The organism is Psychrobacter sp. UBA3480 (genome assembly GCF_002377945.1).
Classification (GTDB): domain Bacteria; phylum Pseudomonadota; class Gammaproteobacteria; order Pseudomonadales; family Moraxellaceae; genus Psychrobacter.
Genome location: NZ_DFQV01000010.1, coordinates 1,826 through 19,634, shown reverse-complemented (window position 1 = coordinate 19,634; position 17,809 = coordinate 1,826). Strand labels below are relative to the sequence as shown.

Genomic DNA, 17,809 nt, shown 5'->3' with positions numbered 1-17,809 from the left:
AATTAAGGAAGTATCATGATGTTAGATAATATGCCTGTTATCAATGGTGATCCACTATGGGCATTGTTAGGTAGGTTTCGCGCTGACCAGCGTAAACATAAAATAGACCTATTGGTTGGTGTCTATCGAGATGAGCATGGCCATACACCTGTGATGAAAACCGTGCAAGACGCAGAAATACATCTTGCTCATCAAGCTCATTCGAAGGCTTATGGCATGTTATCGGGTAACGCTAATTTTAACCAGCAAATGGCAAAATTTGTACTGGGTAACAGTCCAAGTCTAAACAACCAATGCACGATTCAAACGGTTGGAGCGTCAGGGGCGTTACGACTCATTGCTGATTTGATCGCCACGCTCTCTCCAGATTCAACCGTTTGGATCAGTAACCCTGGCTATATCAATCATCGTCCGCTGATGGAAGGTGCTGGGTTAACGATTAATACGTATCCATGGCAAAATAAAAATGGTCAGTTAGATATTGATGCGTGTTTTGCTGCGCTAGAAAAAGCAAAAGAAGGAGACGTGCTGTTATTACATGCGTGCTGCCATAATCCTACCGGTATAGATCCTTCTTTAGAGCAGTGGCAACTGTTTTCTGATAGGTGTAAACAGAAAAATATTGTCCCATTTATTGATATGGCGTATCAAGGTTTTGGAGATGATCCTGATACAGATGCTGCAGGGCTTCGTCTAATCATTGAAGACGCTGATTTTGCATTTATCGCCGCCAGCTGTTCAAAAAACATGGGACTATACAATGAGCGGACGGGTATTGCCACGGTGGTAACGACGAACCATGAGCGTCACGCAGATATACAGACACTTTTAGAAACCATCACACGTGCCAACTACTCTATGCCGCCCAATCACGGTGCCACAGTGGCTTCTTATTTACTAGACAAACCAGACGATTGGCTAGTCGAGCTGGCAAGCTACCGTAGTAGGGTAGATACTATTCGCCAAGCATTGGGCGCAGCATTAAAAGATAGAGGTGCACCTGCAGAGTTTTTGGATATTTCGCATCAAAAAGGCATGTTTTCTCTATTACCGCTAACAGAGAGTCAAATGCTCATGTTGCAAGATGAGTTCGCGATTTATGGTATGGCAAATGGCAGAATCAATATTGCCGGTTTGAAAATGACGGAAATCCCTCAACTGGCTGATGCTATCATGTCGATTATTTCACGTTAAAGAATAATTCTTATCGCTCAAGGTAATGGTTCTAGCCATCAATCGCAACAGCAAGAAGGACACGACTATTTATACTTTATATTGGGATAAGGGTGGCGCCAATATGGCTACCCATGCTGTCTTTGAAGAGCTAGGCGCGTCTTATGAAATGATAGAAATAGACCTGTCTAAAAACATGCAAAAATCAGCTGAGTATCTAGCCATTAATCCAAATGGCAAAGTACCTACGTTGGTGCATCAGGGACAGGTTATTTATGAGTCTGCTGCAATTTTAATGTATGTGTTAGATCAACACCCAGAGTCTGGGCTAGCACCTGATATAGGATGCTCTAGGCGCGGTGTCTATTACCAGTATTTGTTTTGGATGTCTTCTACACTGCAAGAAACTGCTAATCGCTGGGCGCATCCCGAGCAGTACATCAGTGACGAGCACAATTTGCAGCAAGTGAAAAATAAAGCGAATGATGTGCTAACCCACTGCTGGGATATTGTTGAAAAGGGATTGGCGAGTCATGGTCCATGGTTGTTAGGCGATAAATTAAGTGGGGCTGATTTTCATTTATTTATGATTGCTCACTGGAGTCAGCGATATGCGAGTCGAGCACAAGACTGGACACACCTAAATGCACACTATCAATCCATGCTAAACCGCGCCTCGGTACAAGAAATGATGGCACAAGAAGGATTGTTGTAATCTGTTTATATGTTTAACTAAAGGATTCTGATGACTGGGCTAGGAGCACTGAATGCAATGTTTCTAGTGGCTTCTAGCGATTGTAGTGAATGTATTTTATATCAAGCTACTGATCCGCCGCATCTCGTCTAAACGTCCACATCTTATTATCGGACGCATCTTCACAGTAATAATATCCTGCCAAATCAAACTGCTTTAGCTGTTCAGCACTTCATTTGATATTGACCATTTTCTGACCTTTCTCGATGAATCGTGTTTCGCTAAAAGTATGATTTTGTCATAAAACCTATTTGACTACTAAAAGCTCTTTATCGAAAGATAGCAGGGCTTTTTTGTGTCTAATTTATGGTGAGTTTCTTTTAACATGTACTATTATATATGTTAATATTTAAATATATAATGGAATGACACTTTACTTAAAAGGAGTTTGGACACGTATTGCGGGTCAGAATGCGCAAAATATCGTGTGCCATTTAATGTGATCACGATGAAGAAGATTAGGCTTGGAATCCTTGTAGAAGATAAGACCTTGGCGTGGTACAACTTTGAACCACTTAAGTCATTAGTGGATGAAGGAGTTGTCGAGGTTTGTATCGCTATTCAACGAAATATAAAACAGAAACGCAGTGTACTAAAGTCAATTCCCCTAATTAATCAAAAAATATTCTCTTCTCTTTCTAGAACTAAGAGTAATGCTAAACATTATTCTATCCACAACTTATCAAAACATGGCTCAATGCCTACTATCATGTCTATACCGAAGCAGGGTGAGTACACTGAAGAAATTGAAGATTCAGTGATTGAGAAAATCGAAGCTGCGGATTTAGATTACCTGCTTAATATTGGTTTCAGAGCGCTGACAGGAAAAATCTTAAGTATTACAAGAAACGGTGTGCTTTTTTTTCATTATGGCAACAATGCAATACAACATGATAAGCCTACGTTATATTGGCAGTTTGCTGAACAATGGGAAAGTAGTGTCGTTACTTTGCAATTATTAAATGAATATCTTAATGTAGATAAAGTAGTAGGGGAAGGTTATGGCACGCTATTTTATTGGGATTATAACTTAACTAAGCGTAAGTCAAATGGGATAGCAGCATCGATATTATATTGGTACTTCCACAGGAATAGAGTTGGAGTTAATACCGGAAAGTCTATTAAGACAACTGACGAACACACGGTTCATCGCAAACCCGACTTATCAATGACCATCAAACACTTACCTAGATTCTTAAAATATTATACTGTCAAAACTTTTTATAAAAGCTTTTATCTCAATCAGTGGAGCCTCTTTATTGGATCTGTTGATCAACCAATACACACATACACAGAGATACTGCCTGCGAAAGGCTGCTTTTGGGCTGATCCTTTTTATATTGAACACGACTCAAGACGTTACATATTTTTTGAGAGTCTGAACTATAAAGAGAATATTGGTCGAATAGAGTGGATAGAACTAAATAAAAACCGTCAAATTATTGACACTGGCCCCGCAGATTTAGGTATTAGCACGCATTTAAGCTTTCCCAATGTGTTTGAGCATAAAGGTGCGGTATATATGATTCCAGAAGCTGCAGATACTCAGTGTATCAACTTATTGAAGGCAGTAGATTTTCCCCGAAAGTGGAAGAAAGTTAATGAGTTGGTTTCGGGCATTCAGGCAGCAGATAGTGCAGTCATAGAGCACAATGGATTATGGTATCTTTTTACAACGCATGGTTCAGTTTCAAATATGACAATAGATTTAGAGCTGCATATCTATACTTCTGATAGCTTAGAATCAGATAACTGGGTCATTCATCCTTGTGCACCTTTTAAAATTGATGTGCGTGGCTCACGACTAGCGGGAGCACTATTTCGGAGAAATGGTCAATTATTTCGTACTGCTCAAGATGGAACCATTAGATACGGACGTAGGATTGCTTTGTACCTAGTAGAAGAGCTAACACCGACCTCTTATAAAGAAACCTTCGTACGTTATATTGAACCGAATTGGGAGACTGACATTGATCGTCTCCATACCTATAACGTTTATAATGAAACAGTGGTACTTGATGTATCAAGAGATAAGTTGCGTTTTAGAGTATAGGTACTAAAACATTTAGTGGTTGGAGAATAAAAAACCCATCATAAGTTTCGGCTTATGATGGGTTTTTTATAATTGTGACTCGTATTATATCAATCTACTGATCCACCGCATCTCGTCTAAACGTCCACGTCTTATTATCGGACGCTTCTTCACAATAGTAATATCCTGCCAAATCAAACTGCTTTAGCTGTTCAGCATTGGTCAGCTTATTATCAGCAGCATATTTCACCATCAGTCCACGGGCTTTTTTGGCATAAAAGCTAATCACTTTATATCGACCATTTTTCTGGTCTTCAAATCGTGGCGTGATAATGTCTGCCTTTAGTGCTTTTTTCTTTACCGCCTTAAAGTATTCATTGGAAGCTAAATTAACCAATGTTTTGTCATCGCTGTCAGCCATACGTGCATTGATAACGTTAGTCACTTCCTCGTCCCAAAACTCATAAAGATTGTCACCCCGCTCATTTTTTAGCTTGGTACCCATCTCTAAGCGATATGGCTGGATAAGATCGAGTGGCTTTAGTACTCCATACAGTCCAGACAAAATGCCTAAGTGCTCATTTACATAAGTAGCAGTATCTTTGTCCATATGATACATATCAAGTCCAGTATAGACATCACCATCGAATAAATAGCCTGCAGGTTTGGCGGCGTTATCAGAGGCATCGTTAGTAAATGGCTGCTCTTCGCTCCAATGCCATTGTTGATTGCGCGTGGCATTAAGCTGAGCCAAATCGTCAGATATGCTCATCAGCTCTTGTAGGTCAACAGGCTCTTTTGACTTCAGTACTTTCATCAGTTCTTGTGAGCGTTCGATTAGCTCGGGTTGACTATAATAATTACCTAAATTTAGTGGTATAGCGTCTGTTTCGTTCAAGGATTTGGCAGGGGAGAGCAAAAAATACATAGTTATTCCTTATTATAATGAATCGATGACGGGTTTTTTCGAGTGTCAAGTATTCTTATTATACGGTATGCATGGGTGGAACTTGACTTAACCTTGCTTATTTTGTGTTTATTGACGTTATTTGTTTAATAAAAGAACGGATTTAACATTAGGAAATAAATGGAGTTAGGCCTTTATCTATAAGGGTTAAGCGTTTTTTAGAAAAATAAAAGGCTTTAATATACCAACAAAAAGTATGCCAATGGTGTAAATACCTAAATTTTTATTTTACTTGTGGGTCATCATTAGACAATGAAACTTGACGAACGATATCTCTATAATAAAAAGGCATGATGGTAAAGTAGCTGTCATTTATTAAATTGATAACCTTTGATCGCTGTAATGGATTAATCATGATCAATGGGTTTTGTCCCCTGTGCTTTTTAGATGTGCGTTGAGGGTATTAAAGGTAGTCGTGAGACGTAAATATAGTCATTGGACGTAAGTAAGGAGACGGTATGAAAATCGGTGTAATCAGTGCAGATATCACGAGCGAGAGCCGTGTAGCCATAACCCCAGACGCAGTCAAAAAATTGCGTAAACTTGGGTTTGAAGTCGTCATTCAGTCAGGTGCAGGCCAAGCAGCATACTATGCTGATGAGTTGTATCAGGCTGCGGGTGCCGACATTGCCAGTAGTCTCACCGAGGTGATCACCCAGTCTAAGATTATTACCACCGTCAATGACCTACCAGCGGAAGCCACTGAAAGCTTATCGTCTGGTCAGATCGTCATTGGCATGCTTGACCCGTATCGCAACACTCAGCTTGACACTTATGCAGCCAAAGGCGCGACAGTCTTTGCGATGGAGTTATTGCCTCGTACACTGTCACGTGCACAAAATATGGATGTATTGTCATCACAAGCCAACCTTGCTGGTTATAAAGCCGTATTGCTCGCGGCCAATGAGTATTCACGTCCTTTCCCGATGTTTATGACGTCGGCAGGTACGGTTAAGCCAGCCAAAGTCGTTATCCTAGGTGTTGGTGTTGCAGGTTTACAGGCGATTGCGACAGCAAAGCGTTTGGGTGCAGTGGTAGAAGCCAGTGACCTACGTCCAACCGCTCGCGAGCAAGTAGAGTCACTCGGTGGTAAATGGCTTGATGTGCCGATGAGCGCAGAGGAGGCTGAAACAGCTAAGTCTACCGGTGGTTATGCATGGACGCCATCAGAGCAATATGTCAAAGATCAAGCGGCTGTCGTGGACAAAGCATTGAGCAACGCTGACATCGTTATTACTACGGCGCAGATTCCTGGTCGTAACGCTCCGCGCTTGGTACATGGCGCAACGCTTGCCAAAATGAAGGCAGGTTCTGTACTGATCGATATGGCGGCTGGTACCGGTGGTAACGTCGAAGGCAGTGTGCCTAACGAAACCATCACCACAGACAACGGCGTACGTATCGTTGGCGCCGCCAATATCCCATCTATGCTAGCCGCACAGTCTTCAGATTTGTATGCCAATAACCTTGTTAACTTTATTACGACATTGATTGCACCTGCTGGCGATGAAGCATCAGCTAGCTTAGCACTTAACTTAGACATGGAAGACGAGATTCAGGGCGCACTGGCAGTGACGCATGACGGTCAGGTACGACTGGCCAAACGCTAGTTTGAATAGTCTATCACCACATATTTTGTCACTACACATTTGCCAGTAATGAATAAATTTTTAGGAGGATTAGATGATTGCCACTATTTTAGCTGCAGCGCCAGCCGGTGCGGCCATGAGTAGCACACCATTTGTAGCGATTTTCACTGTATTTGTGCTCGCTATTTTTGTCGGATACTACGTGGTTTGGGGCGTGACGCCTGCATTACATACGCCATTGATGGCGGTAACCAACGCTCTATCAAGTATCGTCATCGTGGGTGCGATGCTACAGACTGTCACGATTGATGGTTCAATGTTTACACCGACCAGTTTGCTTGGTGCCTTTGCGGTATTTTTAGCCAGTATCAATATTTTCGGTGGCTTTGCTGTGACTGAGCGTATGCTTGCGATGTTTAAACCGAAAGTGAAAAAAGCACCAGTAGCAACCACTGATGCCGGAGGTGACGCATGAACGATTTCTCAGCAATGATTGCGGCAAATGCAGATTGGTTCTATCTAGTCGGCGCTATCCTCTTTGTCTTAACGTTACGTGGTTTGTCTAGCCCAAAGACAGCGATTCGCGGTAACCGTTTTGGTATGGCAGCGATGGCAATTGCTGTCGTCACGACGTTCTTCTTAGCAGAAGGCCCTGTGCTTTGGTTGATCATCGGTGCGATGGTATTGGGTGCTCTTGTTGGTATGTGGAAGGCAAAAACGGTCGCGATGACGCAAATGCCAGAAACGGTTGCTTTGATGCATTCATTCGTCGGTTTGGCAGCGGTTGCGATTGCACTTGCGACGGTATTACACACTGAACAGCAGCATGGTGCCGTTGCTCGCATCGAGCTATTTATCGGTTGCTTCATCGGTGCGATTACGTTCTCAGCCTCAGTCTTTGCCTTTGGTAAATTGGCAGCGAAAAGCTGGGCGAAAACATTGGTTGGCGGCTGGGTAAAACCGGTTCAAGCGCTACTATTCATTGCGATGATTGGTTTCGGTGGGGTGTATTTCGTCACTGATTCATTACCCGCATTTTATGCGATGGCAGTGATTGCCGTTATCTTTGGTTGGATGTGGATTGCGCCAATCGGTGGCGGTGACATGCCAGTAGTTGTATCACTACTGAACTCATTCTCAGGTTGGGCGGCAGCAGGCATTGGTTTTACGCTTGGCAACTCAATGCTGATTATCGCGGGTTCGCTGGTCGGTTCATCAGGTGCGATCTTGTCTTACATCATGTGTAAAGCCATGAACCGCTCACTACTTAATGTATTGTTCGGTGGCATGGGTACGTCAGCTGTTGCCGCAGGCGGCGATGATGGTGCACCGAAGAACTACAAAGCGGGCTCAGCAGAAGACGCAGGGTTCCTCATGTCTAATGCTAGCAGCGTGGTCATTGTACCAGGTTATGGTATGGCACAAGGCCGTGCACAGAATGCGGTAAAAGAGCTATATGAGCTATTAAAAGAAGAAGGCGTTAACGTTCGCTTTGCCATTCATCCAGTTGCTGGTCGTATGCCAGGTCATATGAACGTCCTATTGGCTGAAGCTGATGTACCTTATGATGATATTTTAGAAATGGACGAGATTAACTCAGATTTCGCAAGTACAGATGTGGTCTTGGTTATCGGTGCAAATGACGTCGTGAATCCATCTGCGAAAGATGATCCTACTTCTCCAATCTTCGGTATGCCGATTCTAGAAGTCAGCAAAGCCCAGACGGTTATGGTTATCAAGCGTTCAATGAGTACCGGTTATGCAGGTTTGGATAACAGCTTGTTCTACATGGACAAAACGATGATGATCTTTGGTGATGCTAAGAAAATGGTAGAAGAGATGGTACGTACTATCAATGGTGGCGGTCATTAATCTCTAAGCTATGTTTTTAACCATGATTATTTGCAGATAAGTTTTTAGATAACGAAAGTCACTGAGGTGGCTTTTTTTGCGTTAAAGTGGGCGACATTTATAAGCCGACTATGGACTGAGGTTATTTCCAATTATGGTCAGTTTTTAATGATCACAATATTAGCTGCGCTTTATGTACTCACTATACGGTATGCGCCTGATTAACCTTTTAACCCATCTGAACGGCTTTAACGATAGACGATTAACAATTATAAATACGATGAAATAAGAGAAAGATTTATGAATATGCTACTGCGTTTTTTTATTATGGTTAGTTTACTTAAACAACAGCTCAAGCATCAATCGACGAGTGAGAATATCAGTCTAGAGACATTGACTGCACCGACCGTCCGTCATTATCGAATTTTGCCCCACGATATGGGATTTCGCGATCATTTACCCAATTATCGTTATTTATCATTTATTGAGCTAAACGTGACACGCTGGGTAAAGGCGTGCTGTCACGAAAAAGGCATCAAGTCGCTCAATTGGGTGATTGCCATGCAAGAGATGATTTATCTGAAGCAAATTAAATTTTTGGATAAAATGACGCTTAGTAGTGCAGTCGCAGGATGGGATCATAAATATGTGTATTTTGAGCATCGGTTTTTTGTCAAAAATCAGCTGATGGGCGTTGGTATGACTAAGTTTGTTTTTACAGATAGTAAAGGTATGCGCACACCAGAAGTATTAGATATGATGGGCGAGCATTTGACGGATACCATTAACACATGGAATCAGCACCAAGTCGCAGTAAAATCGACTAAATCAGCCTAAGCCATATCGCAAAACAGTCTTGAAACCCAGTATTGGAAAACAACATCGTAAAGTAACTTGGCTATAATCATTCGCTGAATTTTGGTAGGATAGAGCCCATCAAGTCGTCAGTATTAGGACGATGGCATCGTTTTTTAAGATGATGTTTCTCAAAACGACTAAAAATAAGGTACCACTATGACACCACAAAAATTAAAATGGACAGACAGCTTAGATATCGCGATTGAGCTTTATGAGAAATTTCCAGAAACAGACCCACAGTACATTCGCTTTACTGATTTGCACCGCTGGGTAACTGAGCTTGAAGGCTTTGATGATGATCCACAAAAATCAAATGAAGGCATCCTAGAAGCCATTCAAATGAACTGGATTGATGAAGCAGATTAATCGATTCAGTCTGCCAGCATTACTATAAACAGAAAACTAAATAAACAGATAGAAAAGGCCGCATCATGACATCACAAATCAAAGAGCTACCAGAAGCGATCGCTTGTCGCGGTATCAGCGTTCGTACCACTAATAACGCTGAGGTAAGCCATGACACTGCCAAACTTGGTAGATTATGGCAGAAGTTTTATCAAAATCACGCGGGTGAACTCCCTGAAGGTGAAGACATTTATGGTGTCTATCACAACTACGAGAGCGATGATCTGGCAGGAGCATTTGACGTTGTGGCCAGTTGGAAAGTAGCCAGCGAGCAAGATGCTCAGTCAGAAAGCGACAGTGTAGCCAGTGCTAGTAACGTAGTGACGGTTGATATTCCTGCAGGAAAGTACTTGGTATTTTCTGAAGAAGGTTATATGCCCAACACTGTGATGAATGCATGGGAAAGTGCTTGGGAGTATTTCAATGCGGCAGATTGCGAGCATACCCGAACGTTTAATGTAGACTTTGAGCATTATATCGGTGGTAACTTAGAATACGGTCAAGTTGATGTCTATATTGGTATCGAGTAGATCTAGTAAGTGGCTTAAGTAATTTAAGCCACTCAATTCATTGTCGATAAAACAATGACAAAAAAAGCGCTAACCTAAATTAGGTAGCGCTTTTTCTTTGGATAGATATAATCAATTAGTCAGGCGTAATTAATCTTATAATTAATCCAACAATAAATTTTCCAAAATGCCTTCGTAAATTTGGGCAAGCTTTCCTAGATCATCGACTTCTACTTTTTCATCTACTTGATGAATCGTTGCATTACGCACACCCAGTTCGACGACTTGGGCACCAGTTGGCGCGATGAAACGTCCATCGGACGTACCACCAGATGTAGATAGGGTGGTGTCGACATCGGTCACTTTTTTGATGGCATTTTGACATGATGAGACCAGTTTTCCTTCAGGGGTCAAGAATGGTTGACCCGATAATTTCCAATGAATATCGTAGCTCGCTTTACTGTTGGCAAAGTATTTATCAAAGATAGCATGCGTCTTTGCCTTTAGCTCATCTTCAGTCGTTTCAGTTGAGAAACGGAAGTTAAAGACCACGTTTAGCGTTTCAGGAATGACATTGGTTGCGCCAGTGCCACCGTTGATATTTGATATTTGCAATGATGTGGCTGGGAAATAGTCATTGCCATTGTCCCATGCGGTAGACGTCAATTCAGCAAGGGCAGACATCGCCGCATGAATTGGATTAGATGCGAGATGTGGATAGGCGACATGGCCTTGTTTACCTGTAACGGTAAGCTCTGCACCTAGCGAGCCACGACGACCGTTTTTGATGATATCACCTAACGTATCGGTACTTGACGGCTCGCCAACGAGACAGTAGGTGATTTTTTCTTGACGAGCTTCTAAAGTCTCGATCACTTTGACCGTACCATTAATTGACGGGCCTTCTTCATCTGAAGTGATTAAAAAAGCAATTGAGCCGTTGTGCTCAGGATGAGTGGCGACGAAACGTTCGGCTGCAACAGTAAAAGCTGCAATACCCGTTTTCATATCGGCGGCACCGCGTGCCCATAAATACCCATCAGCGATAGTTGGAGTAAACGGAGGGTAGGTCCAGTTTTTTTCATCACCTGTTGGTACTACATCGGTATGACCGGCAAAGCAAATCACTGGATCGGTAGTACCGCGGCGTGCCCATAAGTTTTTGACTTCGGCATGTTCGCCGCTTTGTTTTCTATCACCAAAATACATAAACTCGCAATCAAAGCCTGCTTGTTCTAACCGTGCTGACAATATATCTTGGCAACCATCGTCATCGGGCGTCACTGAAGGGCGCTCTAACAGTGCAATACTTAAATCTAAGGTTTCTTGCTGGTGGGTTTTGCTATTATTTTCTGAACTCATGACAGTCCTAGGTAAGTTGAGTTAATGTTTTTTGCTATAAAAGATAGCTTATTTTTTATCAGGTCTATTTGGTACTAATTATTTATGCGTTGCAAATATATAAAGGTTAATCAATTGCTATAGTTAAAAAAATCTTAGTCTCTGTCTAAGTAAATTTTTTCATAATCACCATAAAATTTTGCTAAATACTCTGTAATACATTTTTCGGCTAGAGTATTGCTATAAGTTTTAGCTTTGTCTCTGTCATAATTACTGATATTGCCACCAGCAAAAACAACTTCGCCCATTTGATAACTTGTTCCTAATAATTTTAAAGTTTTATTACTAATATCGAAAGTGGCATGTCCTTCTGGAAATACTGGCGTCATCCATCTTGTTCTATCAAATGCAAGCAGACACCCGTTCTCATACTTGAACTCAGTCGTGATAGCAGTTGGTGTAACTATCACAGATTTTTCAGAGGTGGATTTTGGTAGGTGATAGGTAAAGAAAGGCTCACTGATTTGTTGAGTTGAGGCTTGATGATTAATAGCCGTGCAGCTTGCAAGCAAAGGTAACATAATAACTAAAATAGAATATCTGAATAGATTCTTACGCATTATTATTGTCCTTAATTAACAAAGCTTACTTAGAGCCGTGGCAAATGATAGATATACTCAGGGCGCAGCAAACAAAACTACAGCATCATCACGTCTTAGCCAAGTGGCGATAGAGTAGCGTTGGCGATGCGCAGTTTGTACTTGATGACGTAAATCGCTATCGAAAATAATCAGTCTATTGGCGACTGGCATCACTTCATGGTGCGTGCCATGTTTGTCAACGACCTCTAGTGCACCGCCATCGGCTGCTTCCCAATCATCATTAAGATAAAACACTGCCGAGATAACACGTTCATTACGTCCAGCAGGGTTGTCACTGTGCCATTGATAGCCAAAGCCAGTCGGATAGCACGCATAATGCGCTTCGCTATGGCGAATACCAGCAAATAAACTACGATTGAATATAGAAGCCAAAGCATTGATGCTTTGTAGATAGTAATAGCCTGCAAAAAAGTCTTCGGTAATCCAGCGTATTCTATCACCGCGAATATCACTGATGCGAACACCAGCGGTCAGCTCTGCATCACGATAGTCAATAAAACCGCTTTCTGCTTGTAGTGCTAATAAGGCAGTACTATTGAATACGTCATCAATGATGAGCCAGCCGTCAGTGACAAAGGTATCAAGCTGTTTATCCGTCAGCTTATCTTCCCAGTTCACTGCAAAGTCAGACATCTGCAATACGTGCTGAGTAGGAATTTCTTGGCTATCATTATGAGTATCTGGCAGCAGTAATGGTGGATTATCCTGACCTATCGGATGATCAATGACCAACGCTGTCTTGTTAAGGTTGCTAATAATCTGCGTCATTTCATCTCATTATTATCAATCAGCTGTCAATATACCGTCATTCAATACGTTTTTATTGAAAGCACTTACTAAAACCACATTATCTTTTACTCTGCCTATGCTACCATAGATGCAATTTTTCTTATTTAAACTTTTGAGATTATGAACTATAAACACGCCTACCACGCTGGTAACTTTGCTGATGTGGTTAAACACATTTTATTGGTACAACTGCTTAATCAACTGGGGCAGAAAAACAAACCTTTTTATGTGCTTGACGCTTATGGCGGTCGTGGACTGTATTCACTAAGCAGTGAAGAAGCGCGCAAAACAGGTGAGGCCAAAGGCGGTATTCAAGCTTTTCTAAAAGCAGATACCGAAAAGGCGCCAGCTGCTGTCAAAGATTATATGGAAGGCATTAAGCAAGCCAAATTCACTTACGACAATAAAGTCTACCCTGGTTCGCCATGGTGGGTAGCCCATCACGTCGAAAAAACCGCCGCCAAAAAGCCTGATGCTGGCGTGCGTGCTGAGGCTTTTGAAGCCAAAGCGACTGAATACGATGCGTTGAACTATCAGCTACATAAGTTGCCAATTGGTATTCAGCATCGTGATGCTTTTGAAGGTATCACCGCTGTTATTCCACCAAAAGAAAAGCGCGGTTTGATTTTCCTTGATCCTCCTTATGAGCAAGAGCACAAAGATTTTACGCGCCTGATCGATTTATTAGTCGCGGCTTATACCAAATGGCCACAAGGAACTTATGCGCTTTGGTTCCCAATCAAAAATATCGAAGCCGTAGAGCTCTTCTATAAAAAGCTCAAACGTACTGAAATGAGACGTCAGCTAGTTTGTGAGCTAAACATTTATCCTAATGATGTTGCGGTTGGTCTGAACGGCACAGGTCTACTGGTTATCAATCCGCCATGGCAGTTTGATAATCATGCGCGTGAGATATTACGTTTCTTACAACCAGTACTAAAAGTAGAAGACGCGCCAAACTTGACGCCTGATAGTGCGACCAATGTGCGCTGGCTCGTCGGCGAATAGCAATAACGGCCAATAAGGATATTAAGATGACGACTCAGCCACCTATCGGCCAGCCGAATAATGCACCTTTGAACAATGCGTCCTTAAACGACGGCTCGCTGCAAGATAATGCAGCGACTCAGCCGCCGTTTATTGATGAGCACGAGTTTAATATCCGCCTAGCGGATAACGACAGCTATGATGGTTTGACATTTGAGGTGATTGAAGCTGAAGTAGCCGAAGGTAAGCGAGTGGTTAGTCGCGGTGTCTATTTGGCACCCAATCTGATCACTACCTTATCGCTACTGTCAGGCTTTTACTCGATTTTGGCGAGTACGCAAGGCGAGTTCTATAAAGCAGCTTTGGCTATCTTTTTATCCGCTATTCTTGATGGCGCAGATGGACGTGTCGCACGTATGCTCAATGCGCAAAGTCCATTTGGTGAGCAGTACGACTCTTTAGCAGATATGTTAGCGTTTGGTGTTGCCCCTGCTATTTTGATTTATAGTTTCGCTTTAGAAGCTTTGGGTCGTATCGGCATTGGCTGTGCGTTTGTCTTTACCGCTTGTGCTGCTTTTCGTCTTGCACGCTTTAATGTTCAGGTTGGCATCGTCGATAAAAAGTACTTTGTTGGCTTGGCCAGTCCGCTTGCTGCTATATTGGTGACATCTGCTGTGATGGTTGCAGTCGATCATAACGAGTGGATTGGTCAATACGATACAGCCGTCATGCTACTGTTTGCAGCTTGGGTCGTGACTTGCGGTCTACTGATGGTCAGCAATGTCAAATACTATAGCTTTAAAGAATTTGATAAAAAGAAAGTACCTTTTGTAGTGCTTATCATTGGGGTGCTAGTCATGAGCATCGTGCTCTATGATATTCCTGTTGGTATCTTAGCCATCGGCATTATCTATGCGTTATCAGGTATCGTGACTACGATAAAAGCAAATTTTAAACACTAAATTTAATGTCTTCCATATGCTATTTTAGATTGCTATGAGTTATTTTCAAATTTTAACCATTTAAGTTAGTTAATACTAAACTAACTCTAAGTATATCTTACAAGAGCCGCTTATCTATTGATAAGCGGCTTTTTTGTGTCTGATAAAAAATCATTATTCTCTTAATGACTTGCATACTGTCATACATAGGTTAATGAGTAATCTCATTTACATGTGATAGATAACTCCATCAAACTAATACTCGTCAAACACATATATCAGCCAGTATTTTCTGTTCCAGCCTCATAATATATTCTTTAAAGAATATATTTCTAAGTTACAAATTCAAAACAAGAACTTTACAATTAACATATAATATTTCATTATGTATCTGTAGTGTTCTCTTTTATATCAAAATTACACAGAAATATTTCTAGAGATGAGAGTTTTAGCTCTCAAAACTTTAAGAATAATATTTCAATTTTCTAGTGGACAGGCTGTTCATAGAAACACTCAACCAATAGCTTCCTTGTTTAACTATTTATCAACACTAACGTCTATGTCTAATAGCGATAGCTTAACTATCAGTCTATTTATATAGCCATCATATAGTTGCTTTAATAGCGACTTTATATATACAGGATACTCTCATGTTAAACCATGTTTACCGCGTTGTTTTTAATCGTTCTACGGGTTGCTATACCGCCGTTAGTGAAATCAGCAAGTCGGGTGGAAAGTCTAATAATAGATCAGGTCAAGTGGGCACAGTGCCAGCTGCGAAACTAGGCAACTCACTACGCCGGAGTGCTATAGGGGTTGCTATTGCTGGCGTGCTAGGATTGACGGCAATGAGTAGCCAAGCGGAAGTGTGTATAACGCAACCCAGTGGAACAAATGGCAGTACCGCCCCACAAAATACATCTATAGCTTGTGGATTTCAAAACCAAGCTTTGAATACCAATTCAACAGCAATAGGTTATGTCAATGTTGCTTCAGCTCCTTCTAGCTCAGCAGTAGGTTTCCAAAATAGAGCTTTGAATACTAATGCAACAGCAATAGGTTATGACAATGTTGCTTCAGGTCCTTTTAGCTCAGCAATGGGCCATAGAAATGAAGCATCAAGTCTATATAGCTCAGCGGTAGGCAACACTAATACTGCCTCTGGTGAAAGTAGCTCAGCGATAGGTGCTTACAATAGAGCATTAGGGAATTCCAGTTCAGCTATAGGTTCAGAAAATTATGTTGTAGGTTTTAGAAGCTCAGCATTTGGTAACGAAAATAGAATAACAGAAGGTTTTGGATTGGCAGCAGGTCGCCTTAATCAGGTTGAAGGCTATGTTGGTACTGCTGTAGGTTTTAGTAATAAGGCAATTGGTCAAGCCAGCTCCGCAATAGGTAACGAAAATACAGCCTCCGGAGTTCGTAGCTTGGCAATAGGTAGCGACAACTCAACCGCTGAGGAGCGTAGTACCGCAGTCGGTAGTCTAAACGTAGCTTCTAAGTTGCGTAGTTCAGCGCTAGGTTCTAATAATACTGCTTCGGGAGAACGTAGCTCAGCAGTGGGGTATGGTAATACTGCATCAAGTAACGATAGTTCAGCAGTAGGCTCTAATAATAGATCAACCGGAGTAGACAGCTCAGCTTTCGGCCGTAGTAACACAGCTTCTGGTATTGCTAGCACAGCGATAGGTGTTGCTAATCAATCTTCATCTAACAATAGCTCAGCGTTGGGTACGGGAAATAGAGCTTTAGGCAGTGACAGCTCAGCGATGGGCCGTGCCAACTCTGCTACAGGTCTTAATAGTTCAGCATTGGGTTTTACTAACATCGCATCAGGTATTGCAAGCGCTGCGGTTGGTCATACCAATGAAGCAAGTGGCGAACGTAGTTCAGCACTGGGTTACGATAATACTGTTTCAGGAGGTGATAGCTCAGCGATCGGCGCTTATAACGAAGCATCAGCTCAAAATAGTACTGCTATGGGAAGTTATAACGCTGCCCAAGCTGAAGTTAGTTTAGCAATAGGTAGCTATAACACAGCTTCAGGTGTCGCTAGCTCAGCAATGGGTTTAAGTAACACGGCTTCAGGTATCGCTAGCTCATCAGTAGGTGCTGGTAACGAAGCTTCAGGTAACGTTAGTTCCGCACTAGGTGGTTTTAGTAGAGCGACGGCTAGCGGGTCTACTGCTATAGGTAGTGGCTTTGAGTTTGTAGTGGTTGCTATCGAGGGGGCTACTGAACAAGCGGACTTTACTGCCGCTGTTACCCCTGTTCAGACTGATAATGATGGTCGACGTTTTAAAGATGATGGTAATGGTGGTCAGATCTTTGAGTTTGCGGACAGTGACTATGAAGCTCTAGGTAATGGCGCAACAGCAAGCGGCATCCGAGCAACCGCTATCGGTAATACATCAGTGGCGAGTGGTCGTGACAGCGTAGCGATGGGTACGGAATCAACGGCTAATATTCGTAACAGTATTGCTCTAGGCACACAAAGCAAAACATCAGTTGACGCAGGTGTAGCAGGTTATTCAGCTGACGGTAATACTGGTTCAACGTGGCAATCTACTTTGGCAGCACTTAGTGTTGGCGATACGTCTAGTGTTGACTCAAATAATTGGAAAACTCGCCAAATTACGGGTGTTGCAGCAGGTACATCCGATACTGATGCAGTGAATATTGCTCAGTTAAAAAAGTTAGAAACAACAGGTATTTCTTATTTCAGTAATGTAGCAACCACTTTAGGTGGGGGTGCACAGTTCAGTAATACAGGTGTATTCCAAGCACCCACATATAAAATAAGCAATGCGAACTACAATAACGTGGGTGCTGCATTTACTGCAGTTGATAGCAAGCTGACAGATTTGCAAACACAGATAAATACGATTGAGCTAACACCCGGACCTAAAGGCGAACAAGGTGATACAGGAGCAATCGGTCCGCAAGGTCCA

General features: G+C 42.1%; 16 protein-coding genes. 12 read left to right on the top strand and 4 right to left on the bottom strand.

The annotated features are described in order from the left end of the window. Positions 1-15: 15 nt before the first annotated feature. From B2863_RS03695 to B2863_RS03685, 3 genes are all read left to right on the top strand, one after another. On the top strand, positions 16-1,194 hold the full coding sequence (locus tag B2863_RS03695) for an aromatic amino acid transaminase (RefSeq protein WP_296207596.1): 1,179 nt from the start codon (positions 16-18) through the stop codon (positions 1,192-1,194). Between the two features lie 25 nt (positions 1,195-1,219). Next, positions 1,220-1,888 carry a glutathione S-transferase family protein gene (locus tag B2863_RS03690; RefSeq protein WP_296207593.1) on the top strand — a complete coding sequence of 223 codons (669 nt, stop codon included), beginning with the start codon at positions 1,220-1,222 and terminating at the stop codon, positions 1,886-1,888. Positions 1,889-2,375: 487 nt separating this feature from the next. Next, a complete protein-coding gene (locus B2863_RS03685; protein WP_296207591.1) occupies positions 2,376-3,980 on the top strand; it encodes a glucosamine inositolphosphorylceramide transferase family protein in 1,605 nt (534 codons plus the stop codon). 94 nt (positions 3,981-4,074) lie between these two features. Here the strand turns inward: B2863_RS03685 and yaaA are convergent, their stop codons facing one another. Further along, positions 4,075-4,887, bottom strand: coding sequence for a peroxide stress protein YaaA (gene yaaA / locus B2863_RS03680; RefSeq protein ID WP_296207590.1), 813 nt, complete (start codon positions 4,885-4,887; stop codon positions 4,075-4,077). Positions 4,888-5,384: 497 nt separating this feature from the next. Here yaaA and B2863_RS03675 point away from each other — a divergent pair, with 497 nt between their 5' ends. The 6 genes from B2863_RS03675 (at position 5,385) to B2863_RS03650 (ending at position 10,159) form a co-directional block, all read left to right on the top strand. Continuing rightward, positions 5,385-6,536 carry a Re/Si-specific NAD(P)(+) transhydrogenase subunit alpha gene (locus B2863_RS03675; RefSeq protein WP_296207588.1) on the top strand — a complete coding sequence of 384 codons (1,152 nt, stop codon included), beginning with the start codon at positions 5,385-5,387 and terminating at the stop codon, positions 6,534-6,536. A 115-nt stretch (positions 6,537-6,651) separates the two neighbouring features. After that, positions 6,652-6,990, top strand: coding sequence for a proton-translocating transhydrogenase family protein (locus tag B2863_RS03670; RefSeq protein ID WP_197707696.1), 339 nt, complete (start codon positions 6,652-6,654; stop codon positions 6,988-6,990). Further along, positions 6,987-8,387, top strand: a complete 1,401-nt coding sequence (locus B2863_RS03665; RefSeq protein WP_101204835.1) for an NAD(P)(+) transhydrogenase (Re/Si-specific) subunit beta — start codon at positions 6,987-6,989, stop codon at positions 8,385-8,387. The genes B2863_RS03670 and B2863_RS03665 overlap by 4 nt, the downstream gene beginning before the upstream one ends. A 279-nt stretch (positions 8,388-8,666) precedes the next feature. Next, entirely contained in the window at positions 8,667-9,203 is a 537-nt protein-coding gene (locus B2863_RS03660; protein WP_296207586.1) for an acyl-CoA thioesterase, read from the top strand. A 177-nt stretch (positions 9,204-9,380) separates the two neighbouring features. Beyond that, complete coding sequence (gene iscX, locus B2863_RS03655; RefSeq protein ID WP_021812734.1) at positions 9,381-9,590, top strand: Fe-S cluster assembly protein IscX; 210 nt, start codon at positions 9,381-9,383, stop codon at positions 9,588-9,590. Positions 9,591-9,655: 65 nt separating this feature from the next. Further along, positions 9,656-10,159, top strand: a complete 504-nt coding sequence (locus B2863_RS03650; RefSeq protein WP_296207585.1) for a GyrI-like domain-containing protein — start codon at positions 9,656-9,658, stop codon at positions 10,157-10,159. 141 nt (positions 10,160-10,300) lie between these two features. Here the strand turns inward: B2863_RS03650 and dapE are convergent, their stop codons facing one another. The 3 genes from dapE to B2863_RS03635 all read right to left on the bottom strand — a co-directional run bounded on the left by dapE (position 10,301) and on the right by B2863_RS03635 (position 12,909). Beyond that, on the bottom strand, positions 10,301-11,500 hold the full coding sequence (gene dapE / locus B2863_RS03645) for a succinyl-diaminopimelate desuccinylase (RefSeq protein ID WP_296207583.1): 1,200 nt from the start codon (positions 11,498-11,500) through the stop codon (positions 10,301-10,303). 134 nt (positions 11,501-11,634) lie between these two features. Beyond that, positions 11,635-12,099, bottom strand: coding sequence for a hypothetical protein (locus tag B2863_RS03640; protein WP_296207581.1), 465 nt, complete (start codon positions 12,097-12,099; stop codon positions 11,635-11,637). 57 nt (positions 12,100-12,156) lie between these two features. Beyond that, positions 12,157-12,909, bottom strand: coding sequence for a 2OG-Fe(II) oxygenase (locus B2863_RS03635; RefSeq protein WP_296207579.1), 753 nt, complete (start codon positions 12,907-12,909; stop codon positions 12,157-12,159). 141 nt (positions 12,910-13,050) lie between these two features. Here B2863_RS03635 and B2863_RS03630 point away from each other — a divergent pair, with 141 nt between their 5' ends. From B2863_RS03630 to B2863_RS03620, 3 genes are all read left to right on the top strand, one after another. Beyond that, complete coding sequence (locus B2863_RS03630; RefSeq protein ID WP_296207577.1) at positions 13,051-13,938, top strand: 23S rRNA (adenine(2030)-N(6))-methyltransferase RlmJ; 888 nt, start codon at positions 13,051-13,053, stop codon at positions 13,936-13,938. A gap of 26 nt (positions 13,939-13,964) precedes the next feature. Further along, entirely contained in the window at positions 13,965-14,879 is a 915-nt protein-coding gene (pssA, locus tag B2863_RS03625; protein ID WP_296207575.1) for a CDP-diacylglycerol--serine O-phosphatidyltransferase, read from the top strand. A gap of 629 nt (positions 14,880-15,508) precedes the next feature. Continuing rightward, positions 15,509-17,809: ESPR-type extended signal peptide-containing protein (locus B2863_RS03620; protein WP_296207573.1), on the top strand; the 2,301-nt coding region annotated here is incomplete at its 3' end.